This window comes from Myxococcus vastator (assembly GCF_010894475.1).
In the GTDB taxonomy this organism is placed as follows: domain Bacteria; phylum Myxococcota; class Myxococcia; order Myxococcales; family Myxococcaceae; genus Myxococcus; species Myxococcus vastator.
The window spans coordinates 1-18,827 of record NZ_JAAIYB010000125.1 but is presented as its reverse complement, the minus strand read 5'-3'; the positions used below and the strand labels follow the sequence as shown (position 1 = coordinate 18,827).

Below are 18,827 nucleotides of genomic sequence, written 5' to 3'. Positions count from 1 at the left end.
GGTCACCCCCGCCAGCGGCAACACGGCGCCCGCCCCCGCGAATGGAACCTCCGACCAGAAGAATGCAGGCTCGGCGGAACCCGGGGAGCCGGAAGACGACCTGCTGTGAAAGTTGGGACGCCCCCGAGTGCCTTCGCTGTGGCGGGGGCGCGGGGGATGATGCGAACCTTGTGTTTCCCCCTCATCCGGGGATTCGGTGTGCGAAGGGGCCTTCGGCTCCCTTCCGGGAGGCAGTGATGCGGAAGGCGTTGATGCTGTGTGCGGTGCTCGCGGTGACGCCCGCCCTGGCCCAGGACGAGGGCTCCAACCCGGGTGGTGCAGGGGAGGGCAATGTGCGCTACTCCAAGACGACCACCATCGACTTCGAGGACGACACCATCGAAGGCGACCTCACGAAGCCGGATGGCGAGTACATCGAAGCGCGTGACCGGGTGCAGCACTCGAACCTCATCCGCATCCGCGAGGACTTCGAGGACAAGGTGATGCAGTCCGTGGGCGAGCTGTAGCCAGCGCCACACCGCGGCGGGAACCCACCGCCGCGCGCGTTGTCTGACGCCGTACCCACTTTACGTTGGAGCCCCCATGGCCGTTCCTCTGACACTCAAGGTCTTCAAGGGCGACTCGCTGGTCGCCTCCAAGGACTACGAGCGCGACATCATCAAGATTGGCCGTCTCTCCTCGGCGCACCTGTGCCTGGAGGACGAGAAGGTCAGCCGCATCCACTCCGTCATCGAGGTCGCTGGCGACGGCGCCATGTCCATCATCGACATGGGCAGCGTCGAGGGCACGTACGTCAACGGCAAGCGCGTCACCAAGGGGCTGCTGTCCTTCGGTGATGAAATCCGCGTGGGTGGCACCACCATCCGCCTGGAGAACCCGGCCGCGGTGGCCGCGGTGAACCTGGCGGCCGCGGCGGCCAGCACGGAGGTGGTGACGGAGAAGAATCCCGTCATCGCCGCGCCGGCGCCGGCCGAGGGCCTGGCTCAGGCCGCGGTGGCCGCTCCAGTCGCGGGTGCCATCGACCCGTCCTTCGCCGCCACCCAGCAGAACGCGGTGGCCGCCCCCGCCGAGCCCGCGCCGGCCCCCGTCGTGGCCGCGCCCGAGGACGCCGCGCCGCGCGTGCGGAAGGTGCGCCGCACGAAGTCCAGCGGTCCCCTGGGCGTGGGCCTGCGCTTCGCCTGGGGTGACCAGCGCGTGGGCGAGTTCTTCATGGCCCCGGGCGTGAAGCGGGCCTTCGTCGTCGGCAGCGCCGCCGGCGTGGACTTCGTCATGGGGGACTCCCGCCTGGGAGGCCCGAAGTTCGAGGCGGTGCGCTCGGACGGCCAGTCCTTCACCGTGCGCTTCACCGCGAAGATGAAGGGGGAGCTCACCCGCAAGGGCGAGACGCTGGACCTGAAGGCGGTCATCGAGTCCGGCAAGGCCTCGCATGAGGGTGACGCGTACACGCTCACGCTGGACGCGGACGACTTCCTCTGGGTGGACCTGGGCGGCGTGACGCTCGAGGTGGCCTTCCAGGCCGTGCCCAAGCGCGTCGTGGTGCCGCTGGGCGAGTCCATGGACTACACCGCGCTCAACATCTTCCTGGTGCTGTTCTTCCTCGCGACGGCGTTCGTCATCTCCGCGATGAACCGCACGGGCGAAGGGGACGAGTACGCGGACGAGCTGTCGGCCGACAACGCCCGCATCGCGAAGCTCATCATCAAGCCGCCGGAGACGCAGAAGAACAAGTTCCTCGAGCGCCTCAACCAGCAGAAGGAGAAGAAGAAGAGCGGGGAGATGGCGGCGAAGAACCGCGGCGACGAAGGTCAGATGGGCAAGAAGGACGCGCCCAAGACCAACAGCCGCACCGCCCCCAAGGGCGACCCGAGCAAGAAGGACGAGGCGCGCGCGCTGACCGCGAAAATCTTCGGCGGCGGCAAGGGCGGAATCTCCACCGTCTTCGGCAAGAGCGGCCTGGGGGGTGACCTGAAGAGCGCCATGGGCAACATGTTCGGCGCCAAGGCGGGCAACTCGGGCGGCTTCGGCGGCATGGGGCTGCGTGGCTCGGGCGGCGGCGGCGGCGGCACGGGTGACACCATCGGCATTGGCGGCATCGGCACCAAGGGCCGTGGCGGCGGCACCGGCACCTACGGCAGCGGCGTGGGCGTGCTGGGCGGCAAGCAGAGCGTCGACGTGGGCATCACCTCGTCCGACCCGGAGGTCATGGGCTCGCTGGACAAGGAGCTCATCCGCCAGGTCATCCACAGAAACCGCGGACAGATCCGCTACTGCTTCGAGAGCCTCCTCAACCGCTTCCCGAAGCTGGGCGGCAAGGTGGCGGTGAAGTTCGTCATCGCGGGGAACGGCACGGTCGCCTCGTCGTCGGTGGCGCAGTCCACGGCGGGCAACGCGGCGCTGGAGACGTGCGTGGCCGGCCGCGTCCGCACTTGGAAGTTCCCCGAGCCGAAGGGCGGCGGCGTGGTGGTCGTCACGTATCCGTTCATCTTCAAGCAGTCCGGCGAATAGCGCCGGGTGGCCTTTCTCCGGGTGGGCAGGCCTGAAGAAGGTCTGCCCACCGCGCCTCTCCCCGGCTCCCTCTCCCCCGCGGGGGCCGGGCCAACGTCAGGACCGCATGAAAGCCCTCGCCTCACTTGCCCTGTGCGCCTCGTTCGTCCTCCCCACGGTCGCGAGCGCCCAGCAGCCCACCACTGCCCAGGGCGACCGCCCGGCTGTCACGTTCGATGAAATCGAGCGGGGCATCTACTTCGCGGTGCTCGGTGGGCCCCTGTTCATCACCAACCCGCCGGCGGCCGAAGGCACGCCGCGTCCGTTCTCCTCCGGGCCCATGGCGCAGGTGGAAGTGGGCGTGGACCTGGGCGAGCGCGTCTCCGTGGGCCTGTTCCTCATGGGCTCGAGCGTGCGCACGAGCGCCCAGTACGTGGGCAACTCCGGCGGCGCGGTGTCGGGGGACTTCTCCTCCCTGATTCCCGGCGCGGTGCTGCGAGCCCGCCTGGTGGGGTTCGCTGACAGTCAGGAAGTGAAGCGCACCTGGTTCTATGTCCGCGCGGGTGCTGGCTATGCGATGTTTTCGCCGGAGCGGCTGCTCCCCGATTCCGACATTCTTGTGTTTGCCGGGCCCGGAGTGGAGTACTACACACGGCTGCGCCACTTTTCCGTAGGGCTCGAGGTGACGGGGCAGTACCTCGTCTCCGGGGGCTCGTTCGGGTTCGCGGTGGCGCCGAACATTCGCTACGCGTTCTAGCGGGAGAAAGACGTGCCTCAGGAGAATGGAAGCGGTGGGCCGCGCCCGGGTGGGCGTGGTCGTGACGGGGGTGCACCGGGCCAGGGTCCTCGCCGTGACGGACCGGGTGGTGGTTTTGGCGGTCGTGGTGGCCCAGGCCGTGGCGACGGCCGTGGGCGTGGAGACGGCCGCGGACGCGGGCGCGATGAGGGCCCTGTGGGCCCCGGTCAGCGCGTCATCTCCGAGCTGAGCATCCTGGAGAAGGCGCTCTCGAAGACGGATTTCGGTGCGGAGAAGGCTCCACTGCAGGCCATTGTCCGCTCGCTGCGGCCCATGCGGCTGAAGTCGCTGGATGACCTGGACCTGAACACGCGTGGCCGCCTCATCACCACGCTGCTGCGCGTGCAGCGCCAGCCGAAGCCGGCCGCGCCCGAGGCGCCCGCCGCCGCGGAGGCTGCTGCTCCCGCCGAGGCTCCGGCCCCGGTGGAGGCCGCCGCTCCCGCTGAGGGTGAGGCACCCGCCACTGCTGAGGGTGAGGCGCCCGCCGAGGCACCCGCCACCGCCGAGGGTGAGGCGCCCGCCGAGGCACCCGCCACCGCCGAGGCCGCTGCTCCCGCCGTGGACCCGGCGCGCGAGAAGTTCGAGGCGTGGACGGACGTCATCTTCCTGGTCGGTCAGGCCTGGCGTGCCGCGGGTGATGCCGAGCGCGCAGAGGCGGCCTTCGCGGCCAGCGGCCGTCAGCCCGGCCCCGAGGTCGAGGAGCCCGTCGCGGCGCCTCGCTCCGAGGAGCGCCGTGAGCGGGGCGATCGTCCCGAGCGTGGTGAGCGCCGTGAGCGTGGCGCTCGTTCCGAGCGCGGTGAGCGTGCCGCTTCGGGTGAGCGTCCGGAGCGCCGCGAGCGGCCCGCCCGGGGTGAGCGTCCGGAGCGGGGTGAGCGCCCGGAGCGTGGCGAGCGTCCGCTGCCGGAGCTGACGGGCACCTGGGACGAGCAGGCGAAGCAGCTCGAGACCATGGGCCGTACCCGCGACGCGGGCCGGTTGCATGAGCGCAACAACTCCTTCGCGGAGGCGGCTCGCCTCTTCGAGACGGGTGGCGACCTCAAGAGCGCCCTGCGCAACGCCCTGGCCGGGAGCGACAACGACATGGCCCGCCGTCTGGTGGGCACGCTGCCGCCGGATCAGCTCGCGCCCACGCTGGAGAAGGCCGGCGCCTACGAGCTCCTCATGGAGCACTTCGTCGGCAAGGGTGACTTCGAGAACGTGGCCCGCCTCTACGAGCGCGCCCGCCAGTTCGACCAGGCGGCGCTCGCCTACGAGCGCTCCGGGAAGCTCACCCTGGCGCGCAAGTCGTACGAGCGCGCGCGGGACGTCGCCAGCGCCAACCGCATCCGTGGGCTCGAGGTGAAGAGCCTGGTGGAGCGGGGTGACCGGCTGGGTGCCGCCACCCTGCTGGCGGCCGTGGGCCAGCGCCGCGAGGCGGTGGAGGTCCTCAGCCCGCTGCCTCCGCCCAAGGCCTTCCACTTCATGCAGCGTCTGAAGCTGGACGACGAGGCGAAGGAGCTGGCGCAGAAGGAGCTGGCCCGGGCCGAGCAGGAGCAGAAGCCGGCCGGCCGCGCCCGGTGGCTGGAGCTGCTGGGTGACATCACCGCCGCCGCCGAGGCGTGGGAGGGCGCTGGCCGCAAGGACAAGGCGCTCCCGCTGCACGAGAAGCTTGGCAACCTGCCTCGCGCCGCTCAGCTCGCGGAGGAGCTGCAGCAGCGTGACAAGGCCGTTGCCCTCTACACCCAGCTCAACGACAGCGCGGGTGTGGAGCGCGCGAAGGCGCTTCCGGAGACGGCCGCACCTGCCCAGTCCCCCGCGGCGGATGCGGCGGACGACAGCGAGGGTGGCGAGACGCCGCCGGACGCTCCCTCGGCCGGGTAGCGAGAAGGCCAATGATTCCCGCCGTTTGGCGGGTTTTGCACGATTGCTCGGGGGCGCTGGCGACCGGTAGAGTTCCGGTCACTGGCGCCCTCGCTGCTTTTTCTTTCCATTCCAAGGCCCGCCCCTCCATGCAACAGCCCACGCCCTCGTCGCGTCCCACGCTGCGCGTGTCCGATGACCGCACCTTCGTCGAAACCGAAGCGGCCCTCGACAAGGCCGGCCGTGTCGAGGAATTGATTCGCCTCTACGAGGGGCGCTCGCGCGATGTCGTCTCCGACGAAGCGGTGCGCCTGCTGTGCCGCGCCGCGGAGCTCGCGCATGATCGGCAGCGCAACACGCAGCGCGCGGAGGAGCTGCTCAAGCGCGCGTTGCTGGTGGCGAAGGATCCGCTCCCCGCGCTGCGAGGCCTCAAGCGACTGCACGAGTCGCGGCAGGATGGCGCCGCGCTGGCGGACGTCCTGGAGCGGCTGGGCGCCGTCACCCAGGGCGAGGAGTGCGCGGGCCACTATCTGAAGGCCGCGGACGTCTACGAGCAGAAGCTGTTCCGGCGCGACCGTGCGGTGCTGTGCCTGCAGCGTGCGGCGCGCGCGAAGCCGGACCGCGCCACCTTCCGGCGCGTGCGTCAGGTGCTGTTGTCGGAGGAGCGCTTCCAGCCGGCCTTCGAGGCCTTGGAGCGCGAGCGCGCGGCACTGGGTGACGCGGGCATGGCGGAGGAGTACGCCGCGCTCGCCGAGCGGCTGGTGGACGACCCCACCGAGCATGAGCTGGCGCAGCGGGTGGTGGACGTTGCCCGCGCGTTGGAGCCGCAGAACGCGCGGCTGGAGAAGGCCGCGCGCTCGTTGCAGCGCTTCGAGCAGACGTGGCGTGACCGCGTGCGGATGCTGCGCAGCATGTCGCTGGAGGAGCGCGACCGGAAGAGCGCGGCGCGCCTGTCGCTGCTCGTGGCGAAGCTCTTCGCCTGGTACGACCCGGGCGCGGCGGCGAAGGTGAAGGAGGCGCTGGACCGCTGCTTCCTGCTGTGGCCGGGCATGCCCGAAGGCCTGTCGCTCATCGAAAAGCTGACGCTGCGCTCGGGCGGCGATTTCGCTCCGGCGATCGCGCAGATTGAAGCGATGGCGGGCGAGGTGAAGGACCGCAACGCGCAGGTGGACCTGTGGCTGCGCGTGGGCACGCTGCGCCTTGGCCGGATGAACGACGCGGACGGCGCGCTGGCGGCCTTCGAGAAGGCCGTGGCGGCGGACCCGTCCCGCGCGGACGCGGCCAGCCTGACGGCCGAGCAGCTCCTGGAGAAGGGCCGGGCGCCGGAAGCCGTCGCGGTGCTGGAGCGCTACCTGGGCACGGTGAAGGACCGCTCCATCCAGGCGGGCATGCGGCTGCGGTTGGCGGACCTGTTCCTGACGCAGCTCAAGGACGCGGACGCCGCGCGCGAGCACCTGGAAGCGGCGCTGAAGCTGGACCCCACGCAGGCGTTGGCGGCGTTCCAGTTGGCGCGGCTGTTGGCCGAGGACGACGAGCTGGAAGCCGTGGTGCCGCTGCTGGACCTGGCGCTGCTGGCGCCGCGTCCGCGCCCGGAGCGGGTGGCCTTCTGCGAAGCGCTCGCGCTGATGTTCGAGGAGAAGGACGACGCGCGCGGGGCCTTCGAGGTGCTGTCGCGCGCCCTGGAGCTGGAGCCGGGCCGTCCGCTGCTGCTGGGCACGGTGGTGGAGCACGCGGAGAAGGCCCAGGCGCAGCCCGCGCTGGCGCTGGCGCTGCAACGCGCGGCGGAGGCGGCGCCGGTGGCGGAGGTCGCGGCCACCCTCTGGCGGCAGCTGGCCCAGCTGCTCCAGGGCCCCCTGGCGGACCCGTCGCGCGCGGAGGCCGCCTGGCGGGAGGTGCTGTCGCGTGTCCCGGGTGACGCGGCCGCGGCGGAGGAGGTGAAGTCGCTGCAGGCGGCCGCGGCGCGCGCGGACGACCCGAAGGCACGGCTGGAGGCGGACGTGGCCCGGCGCGAGGCGGCCGGCGCGGCGCCCGAGGAGCTGGAGCCGTTGGCTCGCCAGTGGGTGCAGCTCGCGCCGGAGGATGCGGCGGGCGTGCAGCGGCTGCAGGCGCTGTGCGTGGCCCTGTCGAAGTTCGACGAGGCGGCGGCGCTCGCGGGGCGGCTGGCGGGCCTGGCGGAGACGCAGCTGGAGCGCAACGAGTGGACGGCGCGTCAGGCGAAGCTGTACGCCGAGCGGCTGGGGCGTCAGGAGGATGCGACGGACCTGTTCCTCGGGCTGCTCGCCGAGAACGTCTCCACCGGCGTGGTGGTGGGCGGACTGGAGCGGCTGGCGGCGGCGGGCATCCGCACGGCGGAGGTGACGGAGGCGCTGGCGGCGCACTACGGCCGCGGCGGCGACCACCAGCGGCAGGTGGCGGCGCTCCAGCAGCAACTGGAGGTGACGACGGAGCCCGCGGCCCGCAAGCGCCTCTTCTCGTTGCTGGCCAGCATTCATGAGAAGCAGCTCGCGGACAGCCGCGCGGCCTTCGACGTCCGGGTGCGCGCGCTGCGCGAGGACGCGAAGGACGAGGGCGCGCGCGCGGAGGCGCTGCGACTGGCCAGGGATTTGTCCGCGCACGCGGAGCTGGGGCGGGTGCTGCGCACGCAGGCCTCCGAGTCCGAGGACCCCGCGGTGGCCGTGCCGCTGCTGCTGGAGGCCGCGAGCCTGGCGGAAGAGGGCGCGCTCGCCGCGGAGGCCATCGCGGCGCTGGAAGCGGCGGTGGGCCGTGCGCCCGAGTCGAACGCGGTGCTGCAGCGGCTGGTGCGGCTGTACGGGCGCGCGGGCCGGTCCGCGGACGCGGAAGGACTGCTGCGCAAGCGCATCCAGGGCGCGCGTGGGCAGGAGCGGCTGGAGCTGTTGCTTCAGCTGGTGGACCTCAACACGGAGCTGGGCCGTGATGCCCAGGCGGCCGAGGCGCTGCAGTCCGCGCTCTCGCACGGCGCCGAGGAAGGCCGGCATCTGCCGCGCCTGGCGGAGCTGTATGAGAAGGCCGGCCGTACGCGTGAGCTGGGAGACACGCTGGCGCGGATGATTGCGCTGGCCGAGTCCGCGGGTGACGCGGACAAGGTGGCGCGGCTGAAGCTGCGTCGCGCGCACCTGCTGCAGGAGTCGCAGGACGGCAGCGCGGAGGCGGTGCAGAGCTACGCGGACATCCTGCTCCAGCGTCCCACCGACCCGGATGCGCTGGCGGCGCTGGAGGCCATGCTCGCCTCGGGCCCGTCGCGCGAGGCGGCGGCGCGGGTGCTGGTGCCCGCCTTCGAGCGCAGCAAGGAACACCGCAAGCTGGTGGCCACGCTGGACGTGTTGGCGGAAGTGGCGAAGGACGACGCGGCGCGGGTGCAGTCGCTGCGGCAGGCGGCGCAGGTGCACCTGGCGCATTTGCGACAGCCGGAGCTGGCCTTCGCGGCGCTGGCGCGCGCGTTGCGCCTGGCGCCCGGTGACGCGGGCCTGCGCTCGTCGGCGCGGCAGGCGGCGGAGGACGCGGACTCGCTGGACAGCTACGCGGAAATCATCGCGGAGCTGGCGGAGGAGGGGAACGTCGGCTCCGCGCGGCTGGCGCTGCTGCGCGAGCTGGCCGAGGTGCAGGAGAAGAAGCTGGACGACAAGGCCGGCGCGGTGAAGGCGCTGCGCGACCTGCTGGCCATCGAGCCGGGCAGCCTGGACTGCCTGCGCGCCCTTCAGCGGCTGCACCGGGCGGGCGAGGAGTGGGCGGCGCTCGCCGAGGTGCTGGAGAAGCTGGCCGCGGCATCGCCGGAGCCCGCCGAGCAACTGGCCTTCCTGCGCGAGGCGGCGCTGCTGCACGAGACGAAGTTGATGGACAAGGAGAGCGCCGCGGACGCCTGGCGCGTCATCGCGGAGCGCGACCCGGCGAGCCGTGAAGCCGCGGCGACCCTGGACCGGCTCTACACCGAGAGTGGCCGTCACGCCGACCTGGCCTGGGCGCTGGCGCTGCGCCGCAACCAGGAAGGGCAGAGCCCGCAGGGGCGTGAAGTCTCCTTCCGTCTGGCGGAGCTCCAGCGCACGGTCCTGGACGACCCGAACGCGGCGCTGGGCCTCTATCGGAAGATACTCGCCGAGGACTCGGGACATCCTGGTGCGCGCGCGGCGCTCGAGGCCTGGGTGATGGCGGCGGTGCCCGCGAGCGGCGCGGCGCTGGAGGTGCTGGACCCGGTGCTGGTGCAGGTGGGTGACCACGCCCGCCGGGTGGCGCTGCGTGAAGCGCGGATGACGTCCGCGCTCACCGTGGAGAAGATCCTCCTCTCGGGAGAGATTCGCCGCATCTACGAGCGCGACATGCTCCAGCCCTCGCTGGCGTTCATGTCCGCGGTGAAGTCCTTCGCGCAGGGGCTGGACCGGGAAGGCGTGCAGCCGGACCTGGAGCGGCTGGCGCGCGAGACGGGCTCGCACGAGGTGCTGGCTGAAATCTACGAGACGGCGGCCACGGAGCTGAACGCGGGAGACCCCGCGGCGCTGGACTTGCTGCGGCGCTCGGCGGAGGTGCGCGAGTCGCTGGACCAGCCGGAAGAGGCCGCGCGGCTGTGGAAGAACCTGCTGGCGGATGCGCCCCAGGACCGGCAGGCGCTGGAGGCCCTCTCCCGCCTGTACGAGAAGGGACAGAACGCCAAGAGCCTGTCCGAGGTCTACACGCGTCAGGCGCAGCTCGCCACCGACCCGGAAGAGCGCGTGGGGCTGCTGCTCAAGGCGGGCGAGGCTCACGCGAACGCGGGGGAAGACGCGAAGGCCATCGAGACGTATCGCTCCGCGCTGGCGCTCCGGAAGGTGACCGAGGGGTTGCTCGCGCTGGAGAAGCTCTACGCGAAGTCGCGGCGTTTCGTGGAGCAGGCGGATGTGCTGGACCAGCTCGCGGAGGGCGCCTCGGATGAAGGCGCACGGCGCAACTGGCTGCTGAAGCGCGCCCAGCTTCTGGAGAAGGAAGTGGGGCCGGTGGAGTCGCTGCCGGTGTACCGGCGCCTGCTGGAGCTGGCGCCCGGAGACGGTCAGGTGGTGGCGGGCCTGGAGCGGCTGATGGCGCATGATGCGCCTCGCGCCGAAGCGGCGCGCCTGCTGGAGCCCGTCTACCGTGGCGTCAACGACACCCGGAAGCTGGTGGACGTGCTGGAGGTGCTGCTGCCGGGCGTGGCGCCCGAGCGGCGGTTGGAGCACCTCCAGGAGATTGCCACCCTGCGCGAGGCGCTGGGGCAGACGTCGCTCGCCTTCGTCGCACGCCTGCGCGCCTTCAACGAGGCGCCGCGGGAAGCCTCGGTGCGCGACGAGCTGGAGCGGCTGGCCGCTGACTCCGGTGCCTTCGAGGAAGTGGCCGCGGCCTACGAGGACCAGCTGGAGCGCGGCGCGCAGGAGCCCCTCTCGGGTGACTTGTGGCGGCGGTTGGCGGGCATCTACGACAACCGCCTCAAGCGCTATGACCTGGCCGTCCGTGCGATGGAGGAGCTGTCGCGCGGCGACCCGAAGAACAAGTCGGTGCTGGACGCCATCGCCCGGGTCCATCGCCGCACGGGCGCGCACCGCGAGCTGGCGCTCGTCATGCGCCGTCAGGTGGCGGCCGAGACGAACGCGTCCTCACAGGTGAACCTGCTCTTCGAGCTGGCGCACCTGGCCGAGGAGACGCTGGCGGACAAGTCGCTGGCGGCGCAGTCGTACCGGGAAATCCTCGGCCTGCGGCCGGAGAACGCCAACGCGCTGAAGCTGCTGGGGCGGGTGCTGGCGGAGATGGAGCGCTGGCCGGAGCTGGCGCAGCACATCGAGCGGGAAATCCAGCTCGCCGACGAGCGCGGCGCCCAGGAAGAGGCGTCCGACCTGCGCGTGCGCCTGGGCCGGCTCAAGGTGTCGCGTCTGGATGACCCGCGCGGCGCGCTGGAGCTGTACCAGTCGGTGCTGACGCGCCGGGCGGGCCACGCTGGCGCGGTGGGCGCGCTGGAGGAGATGGCGCGCTCGGAGAGCCCGCTGCGTGGCGCCGCGGCGAGCGCGCTGGAGCCCATCTTCGCCTCGGTGGGCAACCACCTGAAGCAGGTGGAGATGCTGGAGTCGCGCGCCTCGGCGGAGGCGGTGCCGCAGGAGCGCGCCATGCTGTTGCGCCGCATCGCGGAAATCTACGCGGGCTCGCTGGAGAACGCGGAGATGGGCTTCCTGGCCGCCACGCGCGCGCTGCGCGAGCTGCCGGATGACCTGCGCTCGCTGGAGCTGTGCGTCGCGCTGGTGGACAAGGCGGAAGCGCCCGAGGAGCTGGCCGCCATCCTGTCGGAGGTCGTGGGCAAGGCGGGCGACACCGCCCGCGCCGAGCTGTACCGCGCGCTGGCCCGCATCCAGACGGACCTGGGCGAGCCCGCGGAGGCGCTGGCGTCGTGGAAGCGCGTGCTGGAGCTGCGGCCCACGGACATCGAGGCGCTGGATGGCACGGTGCGGCTGGTGGCGTCGCAGGGCAAGCCCACGGAGCTGCTGGAGGTGCTGCGCCGGCAGCTCTCGGCGGCGGAGGACCCGGCGCGTCGCGCCACGGTGCTCTTCCAGATGGGCACGCTGCAGGAAGAGCAGCTCAAGGACGCGCTGGGCGCGCTGGCCACCTTCCGGCGCCTGCTGGAGCTCAAGCCGGACGACCTGCCCACGCTGGAGCGCATGGAGGCGCTCTGCCAGAAGCAGGAGCGTTGGCCGGAGCTGGCGGACGCGCTGGCCCGCCGCATCGCGCTGATTCCCGCGGAGGAGGGCCTGGAGCTGAAGTTCCGTCTGGCCACCGTGCATGAGTCGCGGCTGATGGACCGCACGGGCGCGCTGGCGCTGTACGGCGAGGTGCTGTCCGTGCAGGCCAACCATGCGGGCGCGGTGGGCCGCATGGAGGCGTTGGTGGCCCGCGAGCCGCAGAACCTGCTCGCGGTGGAGACGCTGCTGCGCGCCCTTCGCGCCAGCGGCGACATCGCGCGCCTGGCGCAGGTCATCGAGACGCGCGTGGGCGTGTCGGGCGACGCGTTCGAGCGCAAGGCGCTCCTGAACGAGCTGGCCACGCTGCGTGAGTCCCAGGAGGAGTCGGAGCTGGCCTTCCTGGCCCTCTTCCGCGCCTTCAAGGAAGACCCGAACGACGCGGCGATTCGCGCCCGGCTGGAGAACTCGGCGGAGGCGTCCGCCAGCTACGACGAGCTGCTGTCCGCGTACGAAGAAGCCCTGCCGCGCGTGGCCGAGGCCGCGGACGCGGCGCAGGTCTGCCTCCGGTTGGGACAGATGCTGGAGACGAAGCTGCGCGACTCGGACCGCGCGGTCTCCTACTACGAGCGCGCGCGCACCCTGCACCCCACGGTGCAGGAGCCGTCGCTGGTGGCGTTGGACAGGCTGTACCTCCAGTTGGAGGCATGGCCGGAGCTGGCGGGCATCCTGGAGGCCCTGGTCGCTGGCGTGACGGAGCCCGCGGACCGGGTGGGTTACCTGTTCCGCCTGGGCCAGCTCTACCAGGAGCGGCTGGACAGCCCGGACCGCGCGGCGGGCGCCTACGAAGGCATCCTGGCGTTGGACCCGGAGCACCTCGCGTCGGCGCGGCAGCTGGAGGGGCTCTACGAGTCGGCGGGCGCTTCGGAGAAGCTCTACGGCATCCTGAAGCTCCAGGCGGAGAAGGTGTCGGGCGCCGAGCGCGACCGCGTGCTGGCGAAGATGGCGCAGGTCTCCGCCGAGGGCTTGTCGGACCTGGGCCGCTCCATTGACCTGTACCGCGAGCTGCTGGCGAAGAACGCGCGCAACGAGCAGGCCTTCTCCGCGCTGGAGTCGCTCTACGAGCGCGCCGACCGGCCGCAGGACCTGCGGGAGCTGCTCGAGGGCCGGCTGGCGGTGACGCTGGACCCCCGCGAGGTCGTGCGCCTCAACGAGCGCCTGGGCCGCGTCGTGTACCGCCTGCTGAAGCAGCCGGACCAGGCGGTGCCGTTCTTCAAGGCCGCGCTGGACCGGGATGCGCGGCACCGGGGCGTGCTCGACACGCTGCGCGAGCTGTACGACGAGACGGGCCAGCGTGAAGAGCTGGTGGGCGTGCTGCGCCGGCTGATTCCGCTCCAGGAGAGCAGCGACGGCGTGAAGGCGCTGCGCCTGCGTCTGGCGGAAGTCCTGGCCGGCATGGGCCGCCGCGAGGAGTCCCTGGACGCGGCCCGCCGCGCGCTGGAGGTGGAGCCGCACCAGGTTCCCGAGCTGGAGCGCGTACACGAGCTCTTCGTCTCGCTCCGTGCGTGGAACGACGCGGTGCGCGCGCTGGAGCTGAAGGTGCAGGTGCACCTGCTGACGGAGGAGCGTGAGCAGGCGGTCGCCGCGTACTTCGCGGTGGCGGACCTGTGGGTGGGGCAGGGCGGCAAGCCCGAGCTGTCCTCGGGCGCGCTGGAGAAGGTGCTCGAGCTGGACCCCGCCAACCGCACCGCCTACGAGCGCGCGTGCGACCTGTACCGGACGCACAACGACTGGCGCGCGTACGCCCAGGTGACGGACCGCTACATGCCCCACCTCGTCACGGACGAGGAGAAGCTGGCCGCGCTGCGCGAGCTGGCCCGGGTGCAGGAAGCGCGGCTGGGACAGAAGGACGTGGCCTTCCTGGCGCTGTGCCGCGCGCTCCAGCTGGACGCGTCGGACGACACGCTGCGCGAGGAAGTGGAGCGGCTGGCCGACGAGACGGGCAGCCACGAGGAGCTGGCCGCCGTCTACGAGGAGGTCGCTGACGACCTGCCGCGTGGCGCCCTGGCCGAGCGGCTCTACGCGACGCTGGCGCGCGTCCACGACACGCACCTGGATGACCCGCAGGCGGCGGAAGCGGCGTTCCGGAAGATTCTCGAGTTCGACCCGACCAACGCCACCGCGCTGGATGGGCTCGCCGCGGTGTTCCAGCGGCGCGGCCGCCAGCGTGAGTACGTGGTGGCGCTGGAGCAGAAGCTGGAGGCCGCTGGCTCCATCGAGCAGCGCAAGGGCATCCTCCGCGAGATTGCCCGCGTCTGGGACGAGCAGTTGGAGGACCCCGTCGAGTCGGCCAGCGCGCTGCTGCGTGCGTTGGAGCTCGAGCCCGACGCGGAGACGCTCGGCGTGCTCACCGCGCTGTACCGCCGTCAGCGCTCGTGGCCGGACGTGGCGTCCACGCTGCTTCGGGCCCGGGACCTGGCGGACAGCATCGAGGAGCGCGCGCGCATCCAGGTGGAGGTGGCGGGCGTCTACGAGCGTGACCTCGGCGACGACGAGTCGGCGGTGGCCGCGTACCGGCAGGCGCTGGAGCTGGACCCCGTCAACCGCGAGGCGCTGGAGTCGCTGGAGCGGCTCCACACGCGGTTGGACCACCCGGCGGACCTGCTCGCCATCTACGAGCGGATGCTGGAGCTGAGCGAGGACTGGCGCGAGAAGATTCGCGTCCTCTTCCGCAGCGCGACCATCTGGGAGGACAAGTACCAGAACCCGGCGAACGCGGACGTCTGCGTGGAGAGCGTGCTCGCCATCGACCCGCAGAACGTCCAGGCCATCAAGACGCTCATCCGGCTGCGCCGGGCGCAGGCGCGGTGGGAGGACCTCATCGCGGCGTACGAGCGGCAGCTCGCGCTGGCCGTCAGCCCGCAGGAGCAGGCCGAGCTCTACGTGGACATCGGCAACGTCCAGTACCAGCAGCTCAAGGCGCTGGACCGCGCGGTGAACAACTACCACGCGGCGCTCGCGGTGGACGCCGAGTGCCGTCCGGCGCTGCACGCGCTGGGCACGATGTACGAGCGCAGCGGCAACTGGCCCTTCGCGCTGGAGATGCTGTCGAAGGAGGCGGAGCTCGCCGGGCAGTCGAAGGACGCGGTGGAGCTGTACTACCGCCTGGGGAAGATCAACGAGGACATGTTGATGGACACGGGCAGCGCCCGGACCGCCTATCAGCAGGCCCTCGCGGTGGACCCCGGCCACCTGCTCAGCATCCGCGCCCTCAAGGGCATCCAGGAGCAGGAGAAGGACTGGAGCGGCTACGAGCAGACCCTGCGCCAGGAGGCGGAGCAGACCGAGGACCCTGCCGCCAAGGGCCGCGCGCTGCTGGACGTCGCGCGCTACCACGCGGAGACGCGCGAGGACCGCGACACCGCCACCGGCTACTGGCAGGAAGCGCTGAAGCACATCCCGGACAGCCTGGAGGCGGCGCGTCCGCTGTCGGATGTGTACATCGCGCACGAGGACTGGGCGTCCGGCGAGCGGATGCTGGACATCGTCACGCGGAAGATGGCGGAGATGGCGATGGCGGAGAAGGACTCCGTCTCCGCCGCGGACCTCTGCCGTCAGCTCTACCGCCTGGGCTACGTGGCGGAGAAGCTGAGCAAGCGCGACAAGGCGCTGAGCTGCTACGAAAAGGCCTACGAGCTGGACGCGACGTACCTGCCCGCGCTGGAGGGCTACGGCAACCTGCTGGTGCAGACGCGCCGCTACGAAGGCGCGCTCAAGGTCTTCCAGACCATCCTCATCCACCACCGCGAGGAGCTGACGGACCTGGAGGTGGTGGAGGTGTACTGGCAGCTCGGCGACATCCACGCCGCGCTGAGCCAGACGGACCGCGCGCAGAACCACTTCGAGAAGGCGCTGGCCATCGACCCGGGCCACGAGCCGACGCTGCGCGCGTTGGTGTCGCTCCTGGAGAAGCAGGGCCAGTACGAGAAGTCCGCGGAGCTGCGGCAGCAACTGGTGGGCGTGCTGGAGGGCGAGGCTCGCGCGAAGGTGGGCCTGGAGCTGGGCCGCATCGCGCGTGACGAACTGCACGACCCGTACATGGCCATTGACGCCTTCACCAACGCGCTCAAGTCCCAGCCGGACGCGCCGGAGGTGATGGACCAGCTCTACGTGCTGCTGCGTGAGACGCGGCAGGGCCAGAAGGCGGCGGACGTGCTGGCGCGCATGCTCGCGCTCCCCGCGCTGGGCCTGGAGCCGCACAAGGCCAAGCGCGTCTGGTTCGCGCTGGGCGAGCTGCGTCGCGATGACTTGAAGGACGTGGAGGGCGCCACCGAGGCCTTCAACGCCGCCCTGGACCTGGACCCTCGCTTCGTGGAGGCCTTCAGCGCGCTGGAGGCGATGCTCGGCGCGGCGCGCCAGTGGAAGCAGCTGGAGGAGAACTACACGAAGATGCTGGGCCGGCTGCCCAAGACGCCGGAGACGCACGTGGCGCGCATGGCGCTGTGGCGCGCGCTCGGCGACCTGTACCTCCAGGTGCTCAAGCACCCGGAGGGCGCGGTGGCCGCCTATGGCGTGGCCGCCAAGGGTCTGCCCGACGACGCGGCGGTGCAGGAGGCCTTCGCGGACCTCGCCGGGCAGATGCCGGGCCGGGAAGACGAAGCCATCGCCGCGCTGCGCCGCGCGCTGCCGAACACGACGGACCCGCGCAAGGTGGTGGGCGCGCTGGTGCGGCTGTCCGCGCTGCGCAAGAACTACGACGGCGCCTGGCTCGCGGCGCAGGCGGTGTCCGGCCTGCTGGGCGAGGCTGGGGAGGATGAGCAGGAGATCCTCACCAAGCTGGGGCCCTACGCGAAGAACAAGGAGAAGGTGGAGCCGCGGCCGCTGAACGACCAGCTGTGGCACAACCACCTGTTCCACCCGAAGGCGCGCGGTCCGCTGGCGGAGCTGCTGGGCCTGCTCTTCGCGAAGGTGGGGCACCTGTACGCGGTGCCGTCGCAGCAGTACCAGCTGGTGCCCAAGCGCCACCGCATCGACGTGGCCAGCGCGCCCGAGTACCACGTCCACCACTACCGGTACGTGGCGCGCGTGCTGGGCATGGAGGCGGTGGAGCTGTACTCGCCCTTCCTCGTGGCCACGCGTGAGCGGATGGCGAAGCGCTCCAACGAGCCGGCGCCCGAGCCGCTCATCAACGTGGAGCTGCTCCAGACGCACCCGGCCTCGCTGCGGGTGGGTGGGAAGTACTTCGCGGAGCAGGGCCAGAAGGAGGTCTATTACCGCCTGGGCCGCACCCTGGCGCTCGCGCGCTCCGAGCTGGCCTTCAGCCAGCGCGTGGCCCCCGAGCGGTTGGAGGCCATCCTCCAGGCGGCGCTGAGCCTCGTCGTGGGCAACGTGCGCATCGCGGAAGCGCAGCACCTGGTGGAGCCGGAGCGTCGGCTGCTGGAGCGGAGCCTCAACGAGCCGGACCGCGCGGCGCTGGCGAAGGCGGCGCGCGCCTGGCTGCCCACCGCGACGCCGCAGGCCGTGCGGCAGTACCTGGAGGGCGCGGAGCTCACCGCGGCGCGAGCGGGGCTGCTGGCGGCGGGCGAGATGGAGCCGGTGCGCCGCATGGTGCAGGGCGAGACGGGCTCCGCCTTCCGCGTCCCGGTGCGCAACAAGCTGCGGGAACTGTTGGTGTTCGCCACCTCCGAGGACCTGCACGAGCTGCGCGTCGCCGTGGGTACGCACGTGGAGGTGCAGGTGCGCAGGTAGGGACAGACCCTGACGTGGGGTTCGTGCGTTAAACGGCAGGCGAGCGGACTTGGCTCCGAACCTTGACCCCTCTGGCTGCCACTTCTACGATTCAGGCGGGATTTCTCCCGTCATTTCCGAGGCTTACGGGAACGATGCGTTTCGTCTGCGACAGTTGCCGCGCGCAGTACATGATCAGCGACGACAAGATTGGCCCCAAGGGGGTCAAGGTTCGTTGCAAGAAGTGCGGCCACACCATCACCGTGCGTCCCGCTGGCGCGACGGCCGCGAAGGACTCCGCGTCTGAGTCCTCGACCTCCGAGGCTTCCGCCTCGACTGACGCGGGCAAGGGGAGTGACGCGCCCGCCGCCACGATGCCGGCGACGTTGGGCACGCCGCCCGAAGGCGGCCTCTTCACCGACGTGGAAGAGGACGAGATTGGCGCCGTCTTCGACCAGGTGCTGAGCTCCGGCACGCAGAAGATTCCCACCGAGGCCGCGAACGAAGCCGCCGCGCGCGAAGCGTCCGCGGAGAACGTGCGCAAGCTGGCCGAAGCGGAGGCCGAGCCGGACACGGAAGAGGCCAAGGCCCAGGCGGCGGCGCACGAGTGGTACGTGGCCATCGACGAGAAGCAGGTCGGCCCCTTCAACGTCGAGAAGGTCAAGGACCTGTGGGACCGCGGCGAGGTGGGCCCGGACAGCCTCTGCTGGCGCTCGGGCTTCAGTGATTGGATTCCGTTGTCGGAGACGGCGGAGCTGGCGTCGGTGCTGGCGCCGCGGCCCTCCAAGCCCGTCATCGTCGCGCCCGAGCCCGTGTCCGGCTCGACGCCCACGGTCTCCTCCGGCCCCGTGCAGTCCGCCTTCAGCGCGGGCAAGGGGGCGCGGGGGGATTCCGGGCCCGCGAGCGCTTCCGAGGAAGCCGTGGGCTGGAAGCCGTCCGCGGCCAGTGTGCTGGCCTCGCTGGTGAAGGAAGAGAACGACGCGCTGTCGAAGCCGCCGCCGACGCCCGCGCCCGCGCTGGGCCGGGAACCGGTGTCGCAGTCGCGACTGTTGGATGTGCCCATGCCGCCGCCGGAGCCGGTGTCCTCGCCGTCCCTGCGGGGCGCCGAAGTGCCGATGGCTCAGCCCATGGCCGCGCCCATGGCGTATGGGCAGCAGCCCGTGCAGCAGTATCAGCAGCCGGCGCCCATGCCGTATGGGCATCAGCCCGGGCCGCAGTATGCGCAGCCCATGCCCGCGCCGTACCCGCCGCAGCCGAGCTACCCGGTCGCCTACCCGCCGCCGGGTGCGGGGCAGGGT

At 71.7% G+C, this 18,827-nt stretch carries 7 protein-coding genes; all 7 read left to right on the top strand.

Annotation, left to right across the window (positions count from 1 at the left end; all coding sequences use genetic code 11):
- Positions 1–236 precede the first annotated feature (236 nt).
- On the top strand, positions 237–506 hold the full coding sequence (gene cglF / locus G4D87_RS14865; protein WP_163782724.1) for an adventurous gliding motility protein CglF: 270 nt from the start codon (positions 237–239) through the stop codon (positions 504–506).
- Positions 507–582: 76 nt separating this feature from the next.
- Complete coding sequence (gene gltG, locus G4D87_RS14860; protein ID WP_163782723.1) at positions 583–2,505, top strand: adventurous gliding motility protein GltG; 1,923 nt, start codon at positions 583–585, stop codon at positions 2,503–2,505.
- Between the two features lie 106 nt (positions 2,506–2,611).
- A complete protein-coding gene (gene cglE, locus G4D87_RS14855; RefSeq protein ID WP_163782722.1) occupies positions 2,612–3,241 on the top strand; it encodes an adventurous gliding motility protein CglE in 630 nt (209 codons plus the stop codon).
- A gap of 25 nt (positions 3,242–3,266) precedes the next feature.
- Positions 3,267–3,470 (top strand): hypothetical protein, encoded by a 204-nt coding sequence (locus G4D87_RS38890; RefSeq protein WP_205507587.1) that lies wholly within the window; start codon positions 3,267–3,269, stop codon positions 3,468–3,470.
- Positions 3,437–5,140: a DEAD/DEAH box helicase gene (locus G4D87_RS14850; RefSeq protein ID WP_205507586.1), complete on the top strand. Its 1,704-nt coding sequence runs from the start codon at positions 3,437–3,439 to the stop codon at positions 5,138–5,140. Before G4D87_RS38890 ends, G4D87_RS14850 begins: the two co-directional genes overlap by 34 nt.
- Positions 5,141–5,268: 128 nt before the next feature.
- Positions 5,269–17,550, top strand: a complete 12,282-nt coding sequence (locus G4D87_RS14845) for a tetratricopeptide repeat protein (RefSeq protein ID WP_163782720.1) — start codon at positions 5,269–5,271, stop codon at positions 17,548–17,550.
- A gap of 134 nt (positions 17,551–17,684) precedes the next feature.
- Positions 17,685–18,827: adventurous gliding motility protein GltJ (gene gltJ, locus G4D87_RS14840; protein ID WP_163782719.1), on the top strand; the 1,143-nt coding region annotated here is incomplete at its 3' end.